This is a genomic window from Saccharopolyspora kobensis, from assembly GCF_900108315.1.
Classification (GTDB): Bacteria; Actinomycetota; Actinomycetes; order Mycobacteriales; family Pseudonocardiaceae; genus Saccharopolyspora; species Saccharopolyspora kobensis.
Genome location: NZ_FNVB01000002.1, coordinates 1,437,435 through 1,454,998, shown reverse-complemented (window position 1 = coordinate 1,454,998; position 17,564 = coordinate 1,437,435). Strand labels below are relative to the sequence as shown.

General features: G+C 70.2%; 19 protein-coding genes. 7 read left to right on the top strand and 12 right to left on the bottom strand.

Features of this window, described 5'->3' with window-relative positions; translation table 11 throughout:
• Positions 1–97: 97 nt before the first annotated feature.
• A complete protein-coding gene (locus C4T78_RS06605) occupies positions 98–1,048 on the bottom strand; it encodes an LLM class F420-dependent oxidoreductase (protein ID WP_093353841.1) in 951 nt (316 codons plus the stop codon).
• Positions 1,049–1,189: 141 nt separating this feature from the next.
• Complete coding sequence (locus C4T78_RS06600; protein ID WP_093353566.1) at positions 1,190–1,777, bottom strand: TetR/AcrR family transcriptional regulator; 588 nt, start codon at positions 1,775–1,777, stop codon at positions 1,190–1,192.
• A 225-nt stretch (positions 1,778–2,002) separates the two neighbouring features.
• On the opposite strand from C4T78_RS06600, the gene C4T78_RS06595 reads away from it, so the two are divergent.
• The 4 genes from C4T78_RS06595 to C4T78_RS06580 all read left to right on the top strand — a co-directional run bounded on the left by C4T78_RS06595 (position 2,003) and on the right by C4T78_RS06580 (position 6,695).
• Positions 2,003–2,455, top strand: coding sequence for a (2Fe-2S)-binding protein (locus C4T78_RS06595; RefSeq protein ID WP_093353564.1), 453 nt, complete (start codon positions 2,003–2,005; stop codon positions 2,453–2,455).
• Positions 2,442–3,404: an FAD binding domain-containing protein gene (locus C4T78_RS06590; protein ID WP_093353561.1), complete on the top strand. Its 963-nt coding sequence runs from the start codon at positions 2,442–2,444 to the stop codon at positions 3,402–3,404. The genes C4T78_RS06595 and C4T78_RS06590 overlap by 14 nt, the downstream gene beginning before the upstream one ends.
• Entirely contained in the window at positions 3,401–5,563 is a 2,163-nt protein-coding gene (locus C4T78_RS06585; protein ID WP_093353559.1) for a xanthine dehydrogenase family protein molybdopterin-binding subunit, read from the top strand. The genes C4T78_RS06590 and C4T78_RS06585 overlap by 4 nt, the downstream gene beginning before the upstream one ends.
• A 115-nt stretch (positions 5,564–5,678) precedes the next feature.
• Positions 5,679–6,695 (top strand): alpha/beta fold hydrolase, encoded by a 1,017-nt coding sequence (locus C4T78_RS06580; protein WP_093353556.1) that lies wholly within the window; start codon positions 5,679–5,681, stop codon positions 6,693–6,695.
• Between the two features lie 45 nt (positions 6,696–6,740).
• Here C4T78_RS06580 and C4T78_RS06575 read toward each other — a convergent pair whose 3' ends face one another.
• From C4T78_RS06575 to C4T78_RS37270, 4 genes are all read right to left on the bottom strand, one after another.
• Positions 6,741–7,217: a DUF6194 family protein gene (locus C4T78_RS06575; RefSeq protein ID WP_093353554.1), complete on the bottom strand. Its 477-nt coding sequence runs from the start codon at positions 7,215–7,217 to the stop codon at positions 6,741–6,743.
• Positions 7,218–7,308: 91 nt separating this feature from the next.
• Entirely contained in the window at positions 7,309–8,034 is a 726-nt protein-coding gene (locus C4T78_RS06570) for a dienelactone hydrolase family protein (RefSeq protein ID WP_093353551.1), read from the bottom strand.
• A gap of 238 nt (positions 8,035–8,272) precedes the next feature.
• On the bottom strand, positions 8,273–8,419 hold the full coding sequence (locus C4T78_RS36300; RefSeq protein ID WP_177247629.1) for a hypothetical protein: 147 nt from the start codon (positions 8,417–8,419) through the stop codon (positions 8,273–8,275).
• Positions 8,420–8,632: 213 nt separating this feature from the next.
• Positions 8,633–10,189, bottom strand: a complete 1,557-nt coding sequence (locus C4T78_RS37270) for an N-acyl-D-amino-acid deacylase family protein (protein WP_093353549.1) — start codon at positions 10,187–10,189, stop codon at positions 8,633–8,635.
• 80 nt (positions 10,190–10,269) lie between these two features.
• Here C4T78_RS37270 and lplAB point away from each other — a divergent pair, with 80 nt between their 5' ends.
• The gene (gene lplAB / locus C4T78_RS06560) at positions 10,270–11,319 is read left to right on the top strand and encodes a lipoate-protein ligase LplAB (protein WP_093353546.1); all 1,050 of its coding nucleotides are present in this window, start codon (positions 10,270–10,272) and stop codon (positions 11,317–11,319) included.
• Between the two features lie 6 nt (positions 11,320–11,325).
• Here the strand turns inward: lplAB and C4T78_RS06555 are convergent, their stop codons facing one another.
• From C4T78_RS06555 to C4T78_RS06545, 3 genes are all read right to left on the bottom strand, one after another.
• Positions 11,326–11,544 carry a DUF5703 family protein gene (locus C4T78_RS06555; RefSeq protein WP_093353545.1) on the bottom strand — a complete coding sequence of 73 codons (219 nt, stop codon included), beginning with the start codon at positions 11,542–11,544 and terminating at the stop codon, positions 11,326–11,328.
• A complete protein-coding gene (locus C4T78_RS06550) occupies positions 11,541–12,521 on the bottom strand; it encodes a YncE family protein (protein ID WP_093353544.1) in 981 nt (326 codons plus the stop codon). The genes C4T78_RS06555 and C4T78_RS06550 overlap by 4 nt, the downstream gene beginning before the upstream one ends.
• A gap of 79 nt (positions 12,522–12,600) precedes the next feature.
• Positions 12,601–13,566: an aldo/keto reductase gene (locus tag C4T78_RS06545; protein ID WP_093353543.1), complete on the bottom strand. Its 966-nt coding sequence runs from the start codon at positions 13,564–13,566 to the stop codon at positions 12,601–12,603.
• A 235-nt stretch (positions 13,567–13,801) separates the two neighbouring features.
• On the opposite strand from C4T78_RS06545, the gene C4T78_RS06540 reads away from it, so the two are divergent.
• Together C4T78_RS06540 and C4T78_RS06535 are read left to right on the top strand one after the other, a co-directional pair.
• A complete protein-coding gene (locus C4T78_RS06540) occupies positions 13,802–14,650 on the top strand; it encodes an undecaprenyl-diphosphate phosphatase (RefSeq protein ID WP_258958326.1) in 849 nt (282 codons plus the stop codon).
• A gap of 174 nt (positions 14,651–14,824) precedes the next feature.
• Positions 14,825–15,499 (top strand): histidine phosphatase family protein, encoded by a 675-nt coding sequence (locus C4T78_RS06535; protein WP_093353838.1) that lies wholly within the window; start codon positions 14,825–14,827, stop codon positions 15,497–15,499.
• A gap of 3 nt (positions 15,500–15,502) precedes the next feature.
• On the opposite strand, the gene C4T78_RS06530 is transcribed toward C4T78_RS06535, so the two are convergent.
• The 3 genes from C4T78_RS06530 to C4T78_RS06520 form a co-directional block, all read right to left on the bottom strand.
• On the bottom strand, positions 15,503–16,273 hold the full coding sequence (locus C4T78_RS06530) for a hypothetical protein (RefSeq protein ID WP_093353541.1): 771 nt from the start codon (positions 16,271–16,273) through the stop codon (positions 15,503–15,505).
• Entirely contained in the window at positions 16,267–16,776 is a 510-nt protein-coding gene (locus C4T78_RS06525) for a hypothetical protein (RefSeq protein WP_093353540.1), read from the bottom strand. Before C4T78_RS06525 ends, C4T78_RS06530 begins: the two co-directional genes overlap by 7 nt.
• 270 nt (positions 16,777–17,046) lie before the next feature.
• Positions 17,047–17,514: a pyridoxamine 5'-phosphate oxidase family protein gene (locus tag C4T78_RS06520; RefSeq protein WP_093353539.1), complete on the bottom strand. Its 468-nt coding sequence runs from the start codon at positions 17,512–17,514 to the stop codon at positions 17,047–17,049.
• Positions 17,515–17,564 lie beyond the last annotated feature (50 nt).

Sequence of the window (17,564 nt, the reverse complement as noted above, 5' to 3'; positions counted from 1 at the left end):
GCGATCATGCTACGTCCGGTTCCGCATGATTTGTCCCTTTTGTGGGCGTGCGGGGCGACGCGATCCCGTTGCGGGCTGCGGAGCGGAGGGGTGAGCGCTAGCCGCTGATGGCGCGGACGCGTTCGATCACCGGGGCGAAGGTGTCCATGTAGGGGCCGTGCACCGCGTAGTAGGTGAAGCCGTAGCGCTCGTGATTGCGCAGGACCTGCTCGGCCATCTGCTCGACCGTGCCGATGAACACGAACGGCGTCTCCAGGAGTTCGTCGGCGGTCATCATCGGCCCCGTCCTGGACAGGAACTCCTCGGCGGCGGCGCGCCGGTCGTCGGTGACCACCACGGCTTGCGTCAGGGCCTGCCACTGCACCTGGTCGGCGCGTTCGCCGGCGTGCTCGCGGGCGAACCGGATCCGTTCGTCGGCTTCGTCGGCGGTGCCGATGCGCAGGGTGCCGGGCGGTTGCCCGGGCACCTGGAAGGCTCCTGCGATGCCGATGATGTCCGCGGTCGCCGCGGCGATCCGCAGGATCCGGTCACCGGTGCCGCCGACGATCAGCGGCGGCCCGTACCCGCCGAAGCCGGTGCGCTGGACGGGGCGCAGCGCGGTGACGCCGAAGTGCTCGCGGAGCGCCGCCTGCTGGGCGTAGCCATCGGCTGCGAACAGCTCGCTCAGCTCGGCGATCAGCGCTTCGAGCCGGTCCGCCCGGCGGCCGAACGGCTCCCACTCGATGTCGGCCTCGTCGAACTCCCACTTCATGTGCCCTGCGCCGAGCCCGACCTCCAGGCGGCCGCCGCTGAGCAGGTCGGTGGTGGCGATGTCGCGGGCCAGCAGCGCGGGATTCCAGAAGGGCGCGTTGAGCACCAGGGTTCCGACGCGGAGCCGTTCGGTGGCCTGGGCCGCGGCGACGAGGGTGGGGAAGGGGGCGGCGATCCCGAGGTGGTCGGCGGCGAACGCGGTGTCGTACCCGTGCTGCTCCGCGCGGCGGCAGGTCGCGGCGAAGTCCTCGGCGGATCCCAGCTCGAAGATGTTGTACGCGAAGCGGAATTCAGGCATGGAGTCACGTTGCCGCAAGCTTCCGGGCACGACCACCGGCTGCTGGCGGAACATGGAATTTTGTTACATCTTTCATTTCAGTGTTGATCGAAACAAAACCTGCGGGCAAAACCGCGCAAAAAGCATCGCAACGGCGGGAGGTCAGGCCGACGGCGGTGGGTCGCCCGCGCTCATGCCTCGCCACAGCAGGTCGATGAGCTTCTCGGTGGGAGCGCGCCAGTCGCTGCTCGGGTCGAGGAAGAAAAGCCCGCCCAGGCCGCGGATGAGGGTCTCGGGTTCGAGGTCGGGGCGCACGGTTCCGGCCTGGATGTTGGCCTCCAGCAGGGTGGTGACCGCGCCGGTCATGGCTTCGTGGGCCTTCGCCAGCATCTCGCCGTGCGAGGACGCGGCGGCGCCGAGGGCCTTGGCCAGGCCTCGCTTGGTCATCATGTAGCGGACCAGGTGATCGGCCGTCCAGGTCCGGAAGGCCAGGTCGGGGGAGTGCTGGGCGAGCAGTTCCGGCACGACGTCGACGAGGTGCTGCAGCTCGCGCCGGTAGACGGCGATGACGAGCGCTTCCGGGTTGGGGAAGTGCCGGTACACCGTGCCGACGCCCACGCCGGCCTGCTTGGCGATGGCGTTGAACGAGATCTCGCCGGAGCCGGCCAGCGCGGTGGCGGCAGCGGTGAGGATGCGCTCGTGGTTGCGGCGGGTGTCCGCGCGCCGGGGGCTGACCGAGCCCGTCGTCATCGTCCCTCCCGGATTGCCGCGGTCTCCGGTGGAAAATGTAGTGCACGGCCCGGCCGGGCTCCGGCAAGCTTCAATTGAGATGTTTGCCTACCGGATAAATATCCGCTAGCGTCGGTTCCGCAGCCGGGCGGTTCCGGCCCGGCTCCGCTCTTCGCGTTTCCTCCCACCACGAACGACCCACGCCGCCGCGGACGTCCTGCGGGCGGTCCGCGGGAAAGGGAACCAGTGGACATCTCCATCGACATCAACGGCACGACCGAGCGGCTCAGCGTCGATCCCGGAGTGACGCTCCTGGACGCGCTCCGCGAGCAGCTCGGCGTGACCGGCCCGAAGAAGGGCTGCGACCGGGGGCAGTGCGGCGCGTGCACGGTGCACGTCGGAGGCCGGCCCGTGCTCTCGTGCCTCACCCTCGCGGCCACCGTCAAGCAACCGGTCACCACCGTGGAAGGCCTGGCCGAGGACGGCCGGCTGCACCCGGTCCAGCAGGCGTTCGTCGACCAGGACGCCCTGCAGTGCGGTTTCTGCACCTCCGGGCAGATCATGTCGGCCGTCGCGGCGGTCGAGCAGGACGTCGACGACGTCCGCGAGTTCATGTCCGGCAACCTCTGCCGCTGTTCGGCCTACCCGAACATCGTCGCGGCGATCGACCAGGCGAGGCGGTCCGATGCGTCCCTTTGATCTGACTGCTCCCGCGACCGTCGAGGCCGCGCTGGCCGAACCGGGTGCGTTCCTGGCGGGCGGGACCACGCTCGTCGACCTGATGAAGCTCAACGTCCTGACCCCGCAGCAGGTCGTGGACATCAACCAGCTGCCGCTGCGCGGCATCGACACCGCGGATGGGCTGCGGATCGGTGCGCTGGAGCGGATGAGCGACGTCGCGGCGCACCCGGACGTGCCGCCGGTGATCTCCCGGGCGCTGCTGCTGAGCGCGTCCCAGCAGTTGCGCAACATGGCCAGCATCGGCGGGAACCTGATGCAGCGCACGCGGTGCTCGTACTTCCGCGACGTCGCGATGCCGTGCAATCGCCGGGAGCCCGGGAGCGGGTGTCCGGCGGTGTCGGGGGCGAACCGGATGCACGCCGTGCTGGGCACCAGCGATTCGTGCGTGGCGACGCACGCCAGCGATCTGGCGGTGGCGCTGGTCGCGCTCGATGCGGAGGTGCGGCTGGTCAGCGCCGACGGGAGCCGCGCGGTGCGGCTGGCCGACTTCTACCGGCAGCCGGGGGACACCCCGGAGGTGGAGACGGTGTTGCGGCCTGGCGAGCTGATCAGCGAGGTCGTGGTGCCGAGGCTGGACTGGGCGTCGCGGTCGACCTACGTCAAGGTGCGGGACCGGCAGTCCTACGAGTTCGCGCTGTGCTCGGCCGCGGTGGCGCTGGACGTGCGGGATTCGCGCGTCGTCGATGCGCGGATCGCGGTGGGCGGTGTGGCGTCGGTGCCGTGGCGGTTGCCCGCGGTGGAGGACGCGCTGCGCGGCAAGCCGGTGGCCGAGGAGTCCTTCGTGGACGCGGCGTCGGTGGCCGCTGAGGGCGCTCGGCCGCTGTCCGGCAACGGTTTCAAGGTGCCGCTGCTGGAGCGGACCGTCGTCCGCGCTCTGCTCGAACTGACCGAAGGGAGCAGGCTGTGACCAGTCGGCTTGATGGCCCGCTGAAAGTCACCGGGCAGGCCAAGTACGGGGCCGATCACAACTTCCCGGGCATGGCCTACGGGTACCTCGTGCTGAGCACCATCGCGCACGGCGAGATCGAGACCATGGACGTCACGGCGGCCAAGGGCGCGCCGGGCGTTCTCGGGGTGTACACGCCGTTCGACCGGCTGGAGTTGAGCACGGCGCGGTCCGCGCTGTTCGGCGAGACCTGGGTTCCGCTGCAGGACCGGGAGGTGGCCTACTACGGCCAGCCGATCGGGTTCGTGGTGGCCGAGACCTTCGAGCAGGCGCGGGATGCGGCGATGCTGGTGGAGGTCGGCTACCGCGCGCGGCCTGCGCTGACGTCGCTGGAGGACGGGCTGGCCACGGCCGAGGAGGCGCCGGGCACCGAGGACCTCGCGGTGCTGGCCGAGGGCGTGGAGTCCATCGAGGAGGCGCTGGCGGCGAGCAGCGTGGTGGTGGAGCAGACCTACCGCACCGCGACGCAGAACCACGCCGCGATGGAGCCGCACTCGGCGGTCGCGGTGTGGGAGTCGGGCGCGCTGACCGTGTACAGCGGGAATCAGGGGTCGGACCTGCAGGCGGCGGAGCTGGCCAGTGCGCTGGGGGTCGATGGCGCGTCGGTGCGCGCGCTCAACCCGTTCGTGGGTGGTGCTTTCGGCGGCAAGGCGCGCACTTCGGCGCCGGCTTTCCTCGCCGCGGCGGCGGCCAGGGTGCTGGGGCGGCCGGTCAAGGCGGCGCTGACGCGGGAGCAGGTGTTCACCGCGACGGCGGGTCGTGCGGCCACGGTGCAGAAGATCGCTCTCGGGGCTGCCGAGGACGGCACGTTGATCGCGGTGCGGCACGATTCGTGGTGCGCCACGGCGGCGGACCGCTCGTTCGTGGAGCCGACTTCGCACGGCACGTCGCGGGAGTGGTACGCGACGCAGAACTTGGCGCTGAGCCAGCGGATCGTGCCGTTGAACGTTCCGCCGACGACGTTCATGCGGGCGCCGGGCGAGGCGCCGGGGTCGTTCGCGCTGGAGAGCGCGATCGACGAGCTGGCGGTGGCGCTGGGCATGGATCCGATCGAGCTGCGCCGCCGGAACAGTTCGATCGCGCCGCCGGGCAAGGACCTGCAGTGGTCGAGCAAGCACCTCGACGAGTGCTTCCAGGTCGGTGCGCAGCGGTTCGGGTGGGCGCAGCGCTCGCCGGGCGGTCGTGAGGACGGGGATTGGCTGGTGGGCATGGGAGTGGCCACGGCGATGTTCCCGGCGTTGCGGTTCCCGGCGACCGTCGAGATCACCTTGCGCGAGGACGAGACGGTGGTGATCTCGACCAGCGGTGCGGATCCGGGCACCGGGCTGCTGACGGTGCTCGCGCTGGTGGGCGCGGAATCGCTGGCTGTTCCGGTGGAGCGGATCACGCCGCGGTTGGGTGATTCGGCGTTCCCGTCGGGCGGTATGTCGGGTGGTTCGACGGCGACGGCGAGCGCGGGGTCGGCGGTGATGGTCGCGGCGGTCGAGGTGATCGATGCGCTGCTGGCCTTGGCGTCGGCTCCGGGTGGGCCGTTGGCGGGGGCGGAGCTGTCCTACGAGGACGGCCGGGTGCTGGCCGAGGACGGCCGGTCGATGAGCTTCGGCGAGGTGCTGCGGGCGGTTGGCCGCGAGTCGGTTTCGGCGACCGGTTCGTCGGCGCCGGGCGAGGAGCTGACGAAGCACTCGTTCAGCTCGTTCGGGGCGCAGTTCTGCGAGGTGCGCGTGCACAAGTGGACGCGCGAGACGCGGTTGTCGCGGATGCTCGGGGTGTTCGACTGCGGCCGGATCATCAACGAGAAGGCGGCGCGCAGCCAGGCCTTGGGCGGGATGATCTGGGGTGTGTCGGCGGCGTTGCACGAGGCGCTGGAATTCGAGGGCAGCGGGCGGCCTGCCAACGGTGATCTGGCCGGGTACCTGGTGCCGGTGAACGCCGACATCCCGGAGGCGGATGTGGAGTTCGTGCGGTATCCGGACACGTTGCACAACGCGGTCGGGTCGAAGGGGCTGGGCGAGATCGGCACGGTCGGCGTGGCGGCGGCGGTGGCCAACGCGGTCTACAACGCCACGGGTGTGCGGGTGCGCCACATCCCGATCACGATCGAGGACCTGCTGGTGCAGTGAGGTCCGGCGGGTACCGCCGCTGCCGTCCGGCGGTGGTACCCGCGTCCGGTCCGGCCCAGACTTGGCGGACGGCGGCGGCTCGTCGTCGAAGAACCGCGCGGGTCGGAGGGTTGCCATGGACTACGAAGTGTTCGAACTCGGGGATGTCCGGTTGCAGGGCGGTGCCACGCTGCGGGCGGCCAAGCTGGCGTACCAGACCTACGGCGAGCTCAACGCGGACAGGTCCAATGCGATCGTGTACCCGACCTGGTACTCGGGGCAGCACTACGACAACGAGTGGCTGATCGGCGAGGGCATGGCGCTGGATCCCTCGCGGTACTTCATCATCGTGCCGAACATGCTGGGCAACGGGCTTTCGTCGTCGCCGAGCAACACGCCCGCGCCGCACGACCGGGCCCGGTTCCCGCACGTGACGATGTACGACAACGTCCGGTTGCAGCACCGGTTGATCACCGAGCGGTTCGGGATCGAGCGGCTGGAGCTGGTGACCGGGTGGTCGATGGGGGCGGGGCAGACCTACCAGTGGGCGTTGAGCTATCCGGAGGTGGTCCGGCGCATCCTGCCGTTCTGCGGTGCGGCGAAGACCAGCGTGCACAACATCGTGTTCCTGGAGGGCGTGAAGGCGGCGCTGACCGCTGATGCGCAGTGGCGCAACGGCTGGTACGAGTCGCAGCCCACGACGGGGTTGCGGGCGATGGCCCGGGTGTACGCGGGGTGGGGCTTCAGCCAGGAGTTCTACCGGCAGCGGGCTTACGAGTCGGCGCCGCTGGACTACGGGAGCCTGGAGGACTTCCTGGTGGGGTTCTGGGAGGCGTTGTTCCTCAAGCGGGATGCGAACAACCTGCTGGCGATGTTGTGGACCTGGCAGAACGCCGATCTCGGGGCGACTCCGGGGTGGTCGGGGATCGAGTCGGCGCTGGCGGGGATCCGGGCGGCGTCGGTGATCGTGCCCGCTCAGCAGGATCTGTACTTCCCGCCGGAGGACAACGAGTGGGAGGTCGCGCGGATACCCGGGGCGGAGTTGCGGGTGATCCCCGGCGCGTGGGGGCATTTCGCGGGTGCCGGGATGAATCCGGTGGACACCGCGTTCATCGATGGGGCGCTTCGGGAGTTGCTGGCGCGGGAGGTGTGACCGGGTGGGGCTGCGGCCGGCCGTGGTGGCCGGCCGCAGCCCGTGTCAGCGGTGGCGGCGGGCGGCGCGGGCGTGGGCTCGGGTGATCAGCTCCAGGGCTTGGCCTGCGGTGCGCTGCCCGGGGTTGAGGATCGAGATCCAGGACTGGGTCGCGTAGACGGGGTGGGGGAGGACTTCGTCGAGTGCGGTGTAGTCGAACTCGTGGTGGTGGGCGGGGTGCGCGGCAGGGCTGTGGCCGGTGAGCCGCTCGAACTCGGTGCGGCCGACGTTGATGTTGAGGCGGTAGACGCCGGGGCGGTCGAGGTGGGATTCGGCGTCGAAGGTGCCGTAGTCCTTGGTGACGATGGTGGCGAAGGGGAAGGGTCGGTCGGCGGGGTCGCGGCCGTCCGGGTCGTAGTGGAAGAAGGTGTCGCCCCAGGCGAGTTCGGGGGCGCCGCTGGCTTCGTCGGCCGTTTCCGCTACGACGCCGGGCAGGCTGCTGGTGTGCTGGATGATGTCGGCTTCGGTCGGCCCAGTGCTCATGCCTTCAACTTTATCGTTGAAGTGCTTTTTGAGACTTTTTCCGAGCAAAGCCGATAATCGTCGGTAGAACTCTCAAATGGGGATCCTGTCCTCACTTGAGATGCCGGGTGAAGAACTGGGTCGCGGCGTCCTCGGCGAACTGCGGGACACCGGTGTGCCCGCCCATGTTGGCGTGCAGCGTCTTCTCCGCGGAGCCGAGGGCGTGGAAGAGGTCCAGGGCCGACTGCCGGTCGTTGCCCTCGTCGTCCCACTGCAGCAGGACGTGCAGCGGGATGGTGATCTGGCGGGCTTCCTGGAACGCGGTGCGGGGCACGACGCTCCCGGCGAACAGCACGGCGGCCGTGATGCGCGGTTCGACCACCGCCAGCCGGATACCGATGGAGATCACTCCTCCCGAATATCCGACGGGGCCGCCGATTTCGGGAAGCGGGAGGAGGGCGTCGAGGGCGGCCTGCCATTCCGGGGCCGCCTCGTCGACCAGCGGGAGGATGAGCCGGTCCACGATCTCCTCGTCGACCGGTTCGCCGGCTCGCAGCGCTCGGCGCAGGTCGCTGCGGGCCTGCTCTGCGGTGGTGGAGCGGCGCCGGTCACCGCTTCCGGGCAGTTCGATGGTGGCCGTGGCGAAGCCTTCCGCCGCGCAGCGGCGGGCCCGGGCCGCGAGTCGGGGGTACATCCGGGGCAGTCCGCCGGGGTGGCCGAGGAGGATCAGCGGCGCCGGTGCGGATGCGGGCGTCCAGAGGATTCCGGGGATCTCGCCGAGGGTGAATTCGCGTTCGAGGACGCCGTCGTCGAGGCGCTGCTCGGAGGTGAATCGCATGGTCGTGCCTTTCGGGAGTGCTCTTGACGGCGCTCCCGGACGACCTATCGCCCGACCGTGACCCCGGAGGGAAGCACCCATGTCGATGTGTTCACGGGTACCACCTCCTCGTTCTCCGGCACGGCCTTCGGGAAAGTAGCAGCGGCTCCGGCGATTCATCAACGGGTTTTCGCGGGGACTCCGTGGCCGTGACGTCACGGAGCCGTTCGCCGCGTGGAGGCTTCCCGGAACGGGAATCTCAGTCGTAGCCGCGGATCAGGTGGCTCTCGTCGAGGTCGTCGAAGTCGGGCTCGGTGCGGTCCTGGGAGGGGAGGTGGAGCTCGTCGTGGTCCGGCAAGAAGGAGTCGAAGCGCTGCTGAGCGGTGCGGGGGTCGGAAAGCGTCATGACCGGCTCCTTTCGGCGCGGAAGTGATTGCCCGATAGTGCTTCTCGGCATTGGAGATCGCATGGCGACCCGCTGGGGCGCTGATCGGAATCGCCCGGTTGAGCAAGGGTGATCAGCAGCAATATTGGGCTCTATGACTTCAGTGTTGATCGAAATAAATGCTCGATGCGGACTCACCTCGAACCTGTCCGCCAAAGATCGCCTCGACGGCGATCAGGCTCGCGGGGTGAGGCGGATTCCGTTGCGGTGGCCGAGGTACCGGCCGTCCTCAACGACCGTGCGGCCGCGCTGGCAGACCCACGTGATGCCGGCGGGCTGCTGCATCGGTTCGGCGTAGTCACCGCGGTCTTCGACGGTCCGGGGGTCGAAGGCGACGAGGTCGGCGATCTTGCCCGGGGCGATCAGGCCGCGGTCGGGGATGCCGAAGATCTGCGCGGGCAGCCAGGTCATCCGGTGCACGGCGTCGGGCAGGGTGAGCACCTGGCGGTCGCGGGTGTAGCGGCCGAGGACGCGGGGGAAGGTGCCGGTGAGGCGGGGGTGCGGTTTGCCGCCGGTGCCGGGTGGCAGGCCGTCGGAGCCGATCGCGGTGTGCGGGTCGGCCATGGCGAGTTCGAGGTCGTCCTCGTGCATGCTGAAGTGGATCATCGCGGCGCGCAGGCGTTCGGCGACCAGGACCTCGATGAGCGCGTCGACGGGTTCGGCGCCGGTGGCCTCGGCGATCTCGGCGAGGGTGCGGCCTTCGTGGCGGTGGCTGGCGGTGGTGGCGATGAGGATGCGGTCCCAGCGGGTGGTGGCGTTGATCGCGGTGGCGAGCTCGTCGCGGCCTCCTGGCCTGGTCAGGCGGGCGAGGATGTCGTCGGGGCTGCCGGTGAGGTAGTGGGCGGGCAGCACGGCGGTGAGCATCGTGGAGGAGGCGGTGTAGGGGTAGACGTCCTGGTGGACCTGCTGGCCCCGGTGGCGGGCGCGGTTGAGTTCGTCGAGGGCGGAGCGCATGGTGCCCCAGTTGCGCGGGCCGGTGACCTTGAGGTGGGAGATGTGGGTCCGGCCGGCGACGGCGCCGATGCGCAGGGCTTCGCCGATGGATTCCAGCAGTGCGTCGCCCTCGTTGCGCATGTGCGTGACGTAGTGGCCGGTGCCGCCGAGGACGGTGGCCAGATCGGTGAGCTCGTCGGTGGTGGCGAAGACGGCGGGTGGGTAGATCAGGCCGCTGGAGAGGCCGAAGGCGCCTGCGGTCATGCCTTCGTCGAGGGCGTTGCGCATGGTGCGGCGGGCGTGGTCGTCGGGTGCCGCGTCGGTCATGCCGGTGGCGGCGATGCGGAGGGTGCCGTGGCCGACCAGCGGGCAGTAGTTGGTGACGTAGCCGGCGGCGTCGGTGGCGGCGAACAGGTCGTGGAAGCCGGTCCAGGTGATCTCCAGGGGCGGGAAGAGACGTTGCAGGAAGGTGCTGAGGGTGTCGTGGTGGTCGTGGCTGCGCGGGGCGAGGCTGAATCCGCAGTTGCCGACGATCTCGGTGGTGATGCCCTGGTGGATCTTGGTGGTGTCGTGGGCGGGGAGCAGGGGTGCGTTGTCGGCGTGGGAGTGGACGTCGATGAAGCCGGGGGCGAGGACGAGGCCGGTGAGGTCGCGGCGGGGGATGTCGGGTGGGAGGGTGCCGGGGTTCTCGACGGCGGCGATGCGGTCGTCGCGGAGGAGGACTTCGGCTGGGCGCAGCGGGGTCGCGGTGCCGTCGGCGAGCTGGGCCCCGGTGAGCAGGAGTTCGGTTCGGGTCATGCGGTGGCCTCCGGGTGCGGTGGAATATCCGGTGTTGTGCGATGTTGTCGGTGGTAGTTGTCGATGTTGCGGGGTGTGCGGTGCACGGTGAGTACAAGGTTCCCGGTGGGAAGCTGGTCGTGGTCGATCTGGACGTGGTGGACGGCCGGTTGTCCGGGGTGCGGGTGAGCGGTGATTTCTTCTTGGAGCCGGATGAGGCGTTGGAGGCGATCAATGGTGCGCTGACGGGTGCGCCGGCGGATGCGGACGGGGAGGAGCTGGCCGCGCGGATCCACAGTGGACTTCCGGAGGGGGCGCGGTTGGTGGGTTTCGACGCTGCGGCGGTCGCGGTGGCGGTGCGGCGGGCGGTGTCGAAGGCGTCGGGGTGGTCGGATCACGAGTGGTTGCTGGTGCACGACGGGCCGCAGACGCCGTTGATGCACATGGCGTTGGACCAGGTGCTGGCCGAGGAGGTGGGTGCGGGTCGTCGTGCGCCGACGTTGCGGTTCTGGGAGTGGGCGGCGCCGTCGGTGATCATCGGCAGTTTCCAGTCCGTGCGCAACGAGGTGGACATGGAGGGTGCGCGGCGGCACGGGATCGAGGTGGTGCGGCGGATCACCGGTGGTGGGGCGATGTTCGTGGAGCCGGGCAACACGGTGACGTACTCGGTGTACGCGCCGGTGTCGTTGGTGGCGGGGATGAGTTTCGCGGAGTCTTACGCGTTCTTGGACGACTGGGTGCTGGGTGTGCTGCGGGAGCTGGGGTTGAACGTGTGGTACCAGCCGTTGAACGACATCGCCTCGGATGCGGGCAAGATCGGTGGTGCGGCGCAGAAGCGGCTGGCTTCGGGTGCGGTGCTGCACCACGTGACGATGTCCTACAGCATCGATGCGGACAAGATGGGTGAGGTGTTGCGGGTCGGCAAGGAGAAGTTGTCCGACAAGGGGGTCGCGAGCGCGAAGAAGCGGGTGGATCCGCTGGCGCGGCAGACGGGGTTGGCGCGCGAGGTGGTGATCGAGCGGTTGATCGCCGGGTTCCGGGCTCGGTTCGGGTTGGTGGCGGGGCCGGTGACCGATGCCGAGCGCGCGCGGGCGCGGGAGTTGGTGGAGTCGAAGTTCGCGACTCGTGAGTGGTTGATGCGGGTGCCGTGAGCGTTCTCAGGTGAGGAGTTCGGGGATTCCCGGGGTGCTGCGCTTGCGGCGGAGCCAGATCTTGCGGGTTCCGTCGGCGTAGAGCAGGACGCGGGAGAGTTCCCAGCCGGAGAACTCGGCGTGGATGCTGAGTTGGGTGGCTGCGCTGAGGCGGGTGACGCCGGGTGGCAGGCGCAGCGGTCGGTATTCCCAGTCGGGGTCGGTCCCTTCCGGGGCTGGGGTCATGGTGTCACCACCTGGTATCCGGCGCCGTTGGCGGAGGCGATGTAGAGCGTTCCGGTCTGGGGGTCGACTGCGACGCTGTTGGGTTGGGTGATGGTGGGCAGCCGGTGGCGTTCGGTGGGTTCGCCGCCGGCGATGTCGTAGCCGACGATTTCGTTGGTCGCGGTCAGTGTGACCCAGGCTAGGTCGCGGGTGGGGTCGTAGGCGAGGCCGTAGGGGGCGCCGGGGACGGGGTAGCGCTGCTTCATGACCAGGGGGTCGGTGCTGAAGGCGAGGAGTTCCTGGCCGCGGGTGTCGATGGTGAGGATGCGCTGGTAGCGGTCGGTGACGGCGTTGGTGGCGCCGTCACCGGCGCGCAGGCCTGCGCCTTTGGCACCGGTGGTGGTGTTGATGGGGGTGATGGCGGTGGTGAGGCGGTCGAGGACGTAGATGTCCTGGCCGGCGGCGAGGACCTGGGCGGGGCCTTGGAGATTGTCGGCGGTGGCGGTGGGGGTGCCGTTGCGGAGGATGGTGACGGTGGCGGGGTTGCGCAGTGCGACGGCGGTGCGCTCGGTGTCGAGGTCGATGGCGTGGACGGGGCCGCCGGGCACGGTGGTGGTGCGGACTTCGGCGGTGCGCAGGTCGACGCGGGCGAGCTGGTCGCTGTCGGGCAGGGCTGCCAGGAGGTGGCCGTTCTGGGTGGTGAGCGCGGCCGGGGCGCTGGGCAGGGTGGTGGTCTGCTGGGCGCCGGTGGTCGTGTTGGTGAGGGTGAGGGTGGGGCCGCTGGCCAGCACGAGGGTGTGGGTGGTGGGGTCGTAGCTGGTGTGCTGGACGGGGGGTGCGGGGTGGGTGGTGCCCGCTGGTGGGGTGGTGGTCGGGGGTGAGGTGGCTGGTGTGGCGGCGGTGAGGGTGTCGGTGACCTGGAGGGGGTCGCTGGGTTTGTCGGTCGCGCAGCCGGTGAGCAGGGTGGCGATCAGGCACGTGATGACCAGACGGCGCAACGAGGCCCTCCTTGGTGGTGCTGGCCCGCGGGTGGCGGGTGTTCGTTGCTTCCAGCATCCCTGATGGCCTGTCGTGCGGTCAGGGTTGGGGTGGGATGTCCTGGGGTGCGCTGATGTCGTCGAGTGCGGCGCGGATGGCGGGCGGCAGGGTGAGGTCTTCGGTGGCGAGTGCGGTTTTGAGCTGACTGGTGGTGCGGGCGCCGAGGACGGGGGCGGTGACGCCGGGGCGGTCGCGGACCCAGGCGAGTGCGACGTGGGCGGGTGGGGTGCCGAGTCCTTCGGCGGCGGTGAGCACGGCGTGCACGATGCGGGTGGCGCGTTCGGTGCGGTGGTGTTCGACGTAGCTGGCCAGGGGTCCTGCGCCGCGGGAGTCGGCGGGGGTGGAGTTGCGGTATTTGCCGGTGAGGACGCCGCGGCCGAGTGGGGCCCAGGCGAGCAGGCCGATGCCGTGGTGGGTGGCGGCGGGGATGACTTCGCGTTCGGTGCTGCGGTCGAGCAGGGAGTATTCGTGCTGGGTGGAGATGAGTGGGGTGCGGGTGGGGTGGGCGCGTTGGTGGGTGGCGGCGGTGGCCAGTTGCCAGCCTGCGTAGTTGGCGGTGCCGGCGTAGCGGACGCGGCCGGTGGTGACGGCGGTGTCGAGGGCGGCGAGGGTTTCGTCGAGGGGGACGGCGGGGTCCCAAGCGTGGAGTTGCCAGAGGTCGATGTGGTCGGTGTTCAGGCGGCGCAGTGAGTCGTCGAGGGCGGCCAGCAGGGAGCCGCGGGAGGCGCCGCCGCCGAAGGGGCCGGGTTTGCGGCGGGCGGCGGCGGTGGTGGCCAGGACGATTTCGTCGCGGGGGATGTGGTGGGTGAGGAGTTGGCCGAGGATGGTTTCGGCGTGGCCGTCCTGGTAGACGTCGGCGGTGTCGACGAGGGTGCCGCCTGCGTCGTGGAAGGCCGACAGTTGTTCGGCGGCTTGGTCGGCGTCGGTGTCGAGTCCCCAGGTCATGGTGCCGAGGGCGAGTCGGGAGACGCGGAGGCCGCTGCGGCCGAGTTGTCGGTGTTCCACGGTGGGGAGGGTATTCGGTGCGGGGGCGGGTGTTGGTGAGGTTGGGGCGGCGGGTCTGGTGGGTGGTGTGGTGGATCACAGGGCGTGTTGTTGCGGTGGGTGATCGGCTGGTCGCTGGCCCGGGTGATGGGGTGTGGGTAGGGCGGGGGTCGGGTGGTGTGGGGGATGCTGCAAGATTTGGGTCGGTCTTCCGGCTGCCCCATCGCCGGGGTGTGTGCCGGTTTCATCCCGACTTGTGCTGGAGTGGGTTTCGTTGTCGTGGTTGCAGGCCATGGTGCTGGCCGTGGTCCAGGGGCTGACCGAGTTCCTGCCGATCTCGTCGTCCGGGCATTTGCGGATCGTCTCGGAGTTGTTCTTCGGTGCCGACGCGGGTGCGTCGTTCACCGCGGTGACGCAGATCGGTACCGAGTTGGCGGTGGTGATCTACTTCGCCAAGGACATCGTGCGGTTGGTGGCGGTGTGGTTCCGCGGGTTGTTCAACGCCGAGGTGCGGCGGACGCAGGACTACCGGTTGGCGTGGTACGTGATCGTGGGCAGCATCCCGATCGGGGTGCTGGGGTTGTTGTTCCAGGACTACATCCGCTCGACGTTCCGGAGCCTGTGGGTGACCGGTGCGATGCTGATCGTGTTCGGTGTGCTGATGGGTCTGGCGGAGCGGTTCGGGCAGCAGCGCCGCAATCAGGAGCGGTTGCAGTTGCGCGATGGTGTGGTGATGGGTTTCGCGCAGTCGCTGGCGCTGATCCCGGGTGTGTCGCGCTCGGGTGGGACGATCACGGCGGGTCTGACGCTGGGTCTGGACCGGCCGACGGCGGTGCGGTTCTCGTTCCTGCTGGCGATTCCGGCGGTGTTCGCGGCGGGGCTGTCGGAGATCCCGCACGTGTTCGAGCCCAGTGGACAGGGCTTGCAGCCGTCGGTGGCGCAGATGGTGGTGGCCACGGTGGTGGCCGGTGTGGTCGGTTATGCGGTGATCGCGTGGCTGCTGCGGTTCGTGGAGCGCCACAGCGTCTACCTGTTCGTGTGGTACCGGATCGCGTTGGGTCTGCTGGTGTTCGCGCTGCTGGGCTTCGGCGTCATGCAGCCGTGAGCTTGAGTGGTCCCGGCTCGCCGCGGCGGTGCGGGCGACACCTTCGGCGGCCCGGGCGCGTTGGGCGTCGCGGCTGCGGCCATCAGCGAAGATGATGCGGAATTCGGGGAGCGCGGTCCGTGCCGGTGGGCGCGGGCCGCGCTCGTTTTCGGGGGACCACTACCCTCGGCGGGCGTGGCGACTCTCATCTTGTTGCGGCACGCGCGTTCGGCGGCCAACGGTTCGGGGATTCTGGCGGGCCGGTCGGCCGGTGTGGGTTTGGACGAGACCGGGGCGGGTCAGGCCGCGGGTCTGGTCGACCGGTTGGCGGGGGTGCCGTTGCGGGAGGTGGTGGTCTCGCCGTTGCAGCGGTGTCAGGAGACCGTGGCCGGCCTGGTGGCGCAGCGGGAGCTCTCGCCGGTGGTGGAGCCGGATCTGGTCGAGGTGGACTACGGGCAGTGGACGGGCCGCAAGATCAGCGAGCTGACCGAGGAGCCGTTGTGGCGGGTGGTGCAGCAGCACCCATCGGCGGCGGTGTTCCCCGACGGTGAGGGCTTGGCGCAGGTGCAGGCGCGGGCGGTGGCCGCGGTGCGGGCGTGGGACCGGCGGCTGGCCGACGACGAGGTGTGGCTGGCGTGCACGCACGGCGATGTGATCAAGGCGGTGCTGGCCGATGCGCTGGGCATGCACCTGGATGCCTTCCAGCGGATCGTGGTGGATCCGTGTTCGGTGAGCGTGGTGCGCTACACCCGGACGCGGCCGTTCGTGGTGAAGGTCAACGACACCGGTGGGGATGTTTCGGCGCTGGTGCCGCCGAAGTCCTCGGAGGCTTCGGATGCGGTGGTGGGCGGGTCGACGGGCGGGGCGTGAGGTTCAGGTCCGCAGGTGCACGACGTGGCAGGGCGCGCCGGCGGGCAGGAGGCGCTGGGTGCCGCCGGTGAAGCGCACCAGGACTCGGTCGTCGTTGCCGGTGGTGACCTGTTCGACGATGCCGACGGGGCCGATCGGTCCGTAGATGCGGATGGGGTCGCCGGGCAGCAGTTCGTCGGCGCGGACGCGTTCGCGGTTGATCGCCGTTGAGGCCGGGCGCAGCCAGCGGGTGGTGGCGTACCAGGCGGTGCAGGTCAGGGCGGGCAGTGCGATGGGCAGCCATGGTGCGAGGTCGGTGAGGGCGAGTCCGGGGGCGGCACCGGCCAGGGCGGCCCACAGTCCGGAGCTGATGGGGTGGCGGCCCAGTTGCAGCCAGCCGGTGGTGCGGATGGTGCCGTCGGGTCGCTGCCCGCGCGGTGGTGGTGGCGGTTCGTCGGGGAAGTCGAACTGGTCGGTGTCGCGGGTGGTTTCCGGGGCGGTCTTGGCCAGCGGTTCGCGTGCGTCGGTGATCGCGGCGATCTCCGTGGTGACCTCGGCCGGTGCGGGGTCGGTGCGCCGGGGTGCGTCGAAGCGGGCGGTGCCGGGGTTGAGCGGGGTGCGCAGCATGGTGGTCTCGGTGTCGTGTCGGTGTCCGCAGGCGGGGCAGCTCGGTGCGACGCCGGTGGGTGCGACGCTCAGCGGGCCGTGGCCGTGGGGGCATTGCGGTGCGTGGGGCCCGTTTTCGAGGATGTGCAGGGCGCTGGTGGGGATGTGGTCGGTTCCGGAGTTCACCATCGGGTGGTCCACCTCAGCTCGCCGTCGGCGTCGCGTTCGCAGCTGGCGGCCGCGCCGCTGGGGGTGTGGGCGATGTCGCCTCCTTCGGAGCAGCGTTCGTTCTGGGTGACCACCGGTACCCAGTCCTCGTCGGGATCGGTGGTGGTGGTCGGGGCGGGGCTCGTCGCCGGTCGCTCGGCGGGTTCGGGGCGGGGACTCGGCGGTGGGCTGGTGCGCCGGGTGCTGGTCGGGGTTGTGGTCGTTGCCGGGGCGCGGCGGGTGGTCGTCGTGGGCGTGACCGGCTGGGTGCTGGTGGTGGAGATCGCTGTGGGGCTCGGGGCCGGTGGTGGGGGAGCAGCCGCCCGGGGCGGGAGCTGGGCGGGTTCGGTGTTCGCCGAGCTCGGCAGGGCGTTGATGCCGGTGGTGGCGGTGGCGGCCAGCAGTGCGGCGGCGGGCAGCAGCCTGGCGGCCACCGGGGTGCGCCACCACCAGCGGCGCAGCGCGGCGGGGGTCTGGGCAGGCAACGGAAGTGCACTCCTTGTCGCGTTGGTGCCGTGTTTTCCCCGACCGGCGAGGCGAATCGTAGCGAATTCGTCACGAATCCGTGTCCGGACGGCAAACCGCGCCCTTGTTCGCCGCCCTGTTTTCGGTGCGCACGACACCACCGGCGCCCGAATGTGATCTGCACCTCGCCGTTGCGGAAACCCCTGTCGCGCACCGGCAACGCACACCCGGGCACGCAACGTGATCATCCTTTGTGGATTGTCCACAGCGGATGGGATCTTCATCCGCGCTCAAGGCGGCGTGAGGCCCGTCGGTGCCCGGACCGAATAGCTGAGATCTCTGGCGGTCAGCGAGACCGGCCGCAGCCGCAGCCAGATCGCCCCGCTGTCCGGGGCGTGCAGGTAGTGGCGGAACCTGGGATCCCACCGCGACTCGTCGGAGCCGAGGTAGCGGGAGAGCTTGCGCCTTCCGCGCGGCACGTCGAAGGGTACGAGTTCGGCCTCGCCGCGGGCGATGGCCTGCCGGACCACGCCCGTGGCGAGATCGCACTCGTCGACGACCAGGGCGAGCGCGGGATCCGCCCGCACCCGGCCCGGCAGTTTCGCCCAGGGGCCGGTGAGGATCCAGAACGCCTGCTGCTCCCAGAGGAACCACGTCGGCCGCACGGTCGGGCCGCTGGTGGCCACCCGCGCGGTCAGCGGCCGCGCGAGGAAACCGTCCACGTCGAAGTCCGGTTCGCGCTGCACGTCAGTCTCCATCCGCGCAGCGTGAAACCTCCACCGCGCTGGAGGTCAAGGCCGTCCGGGTC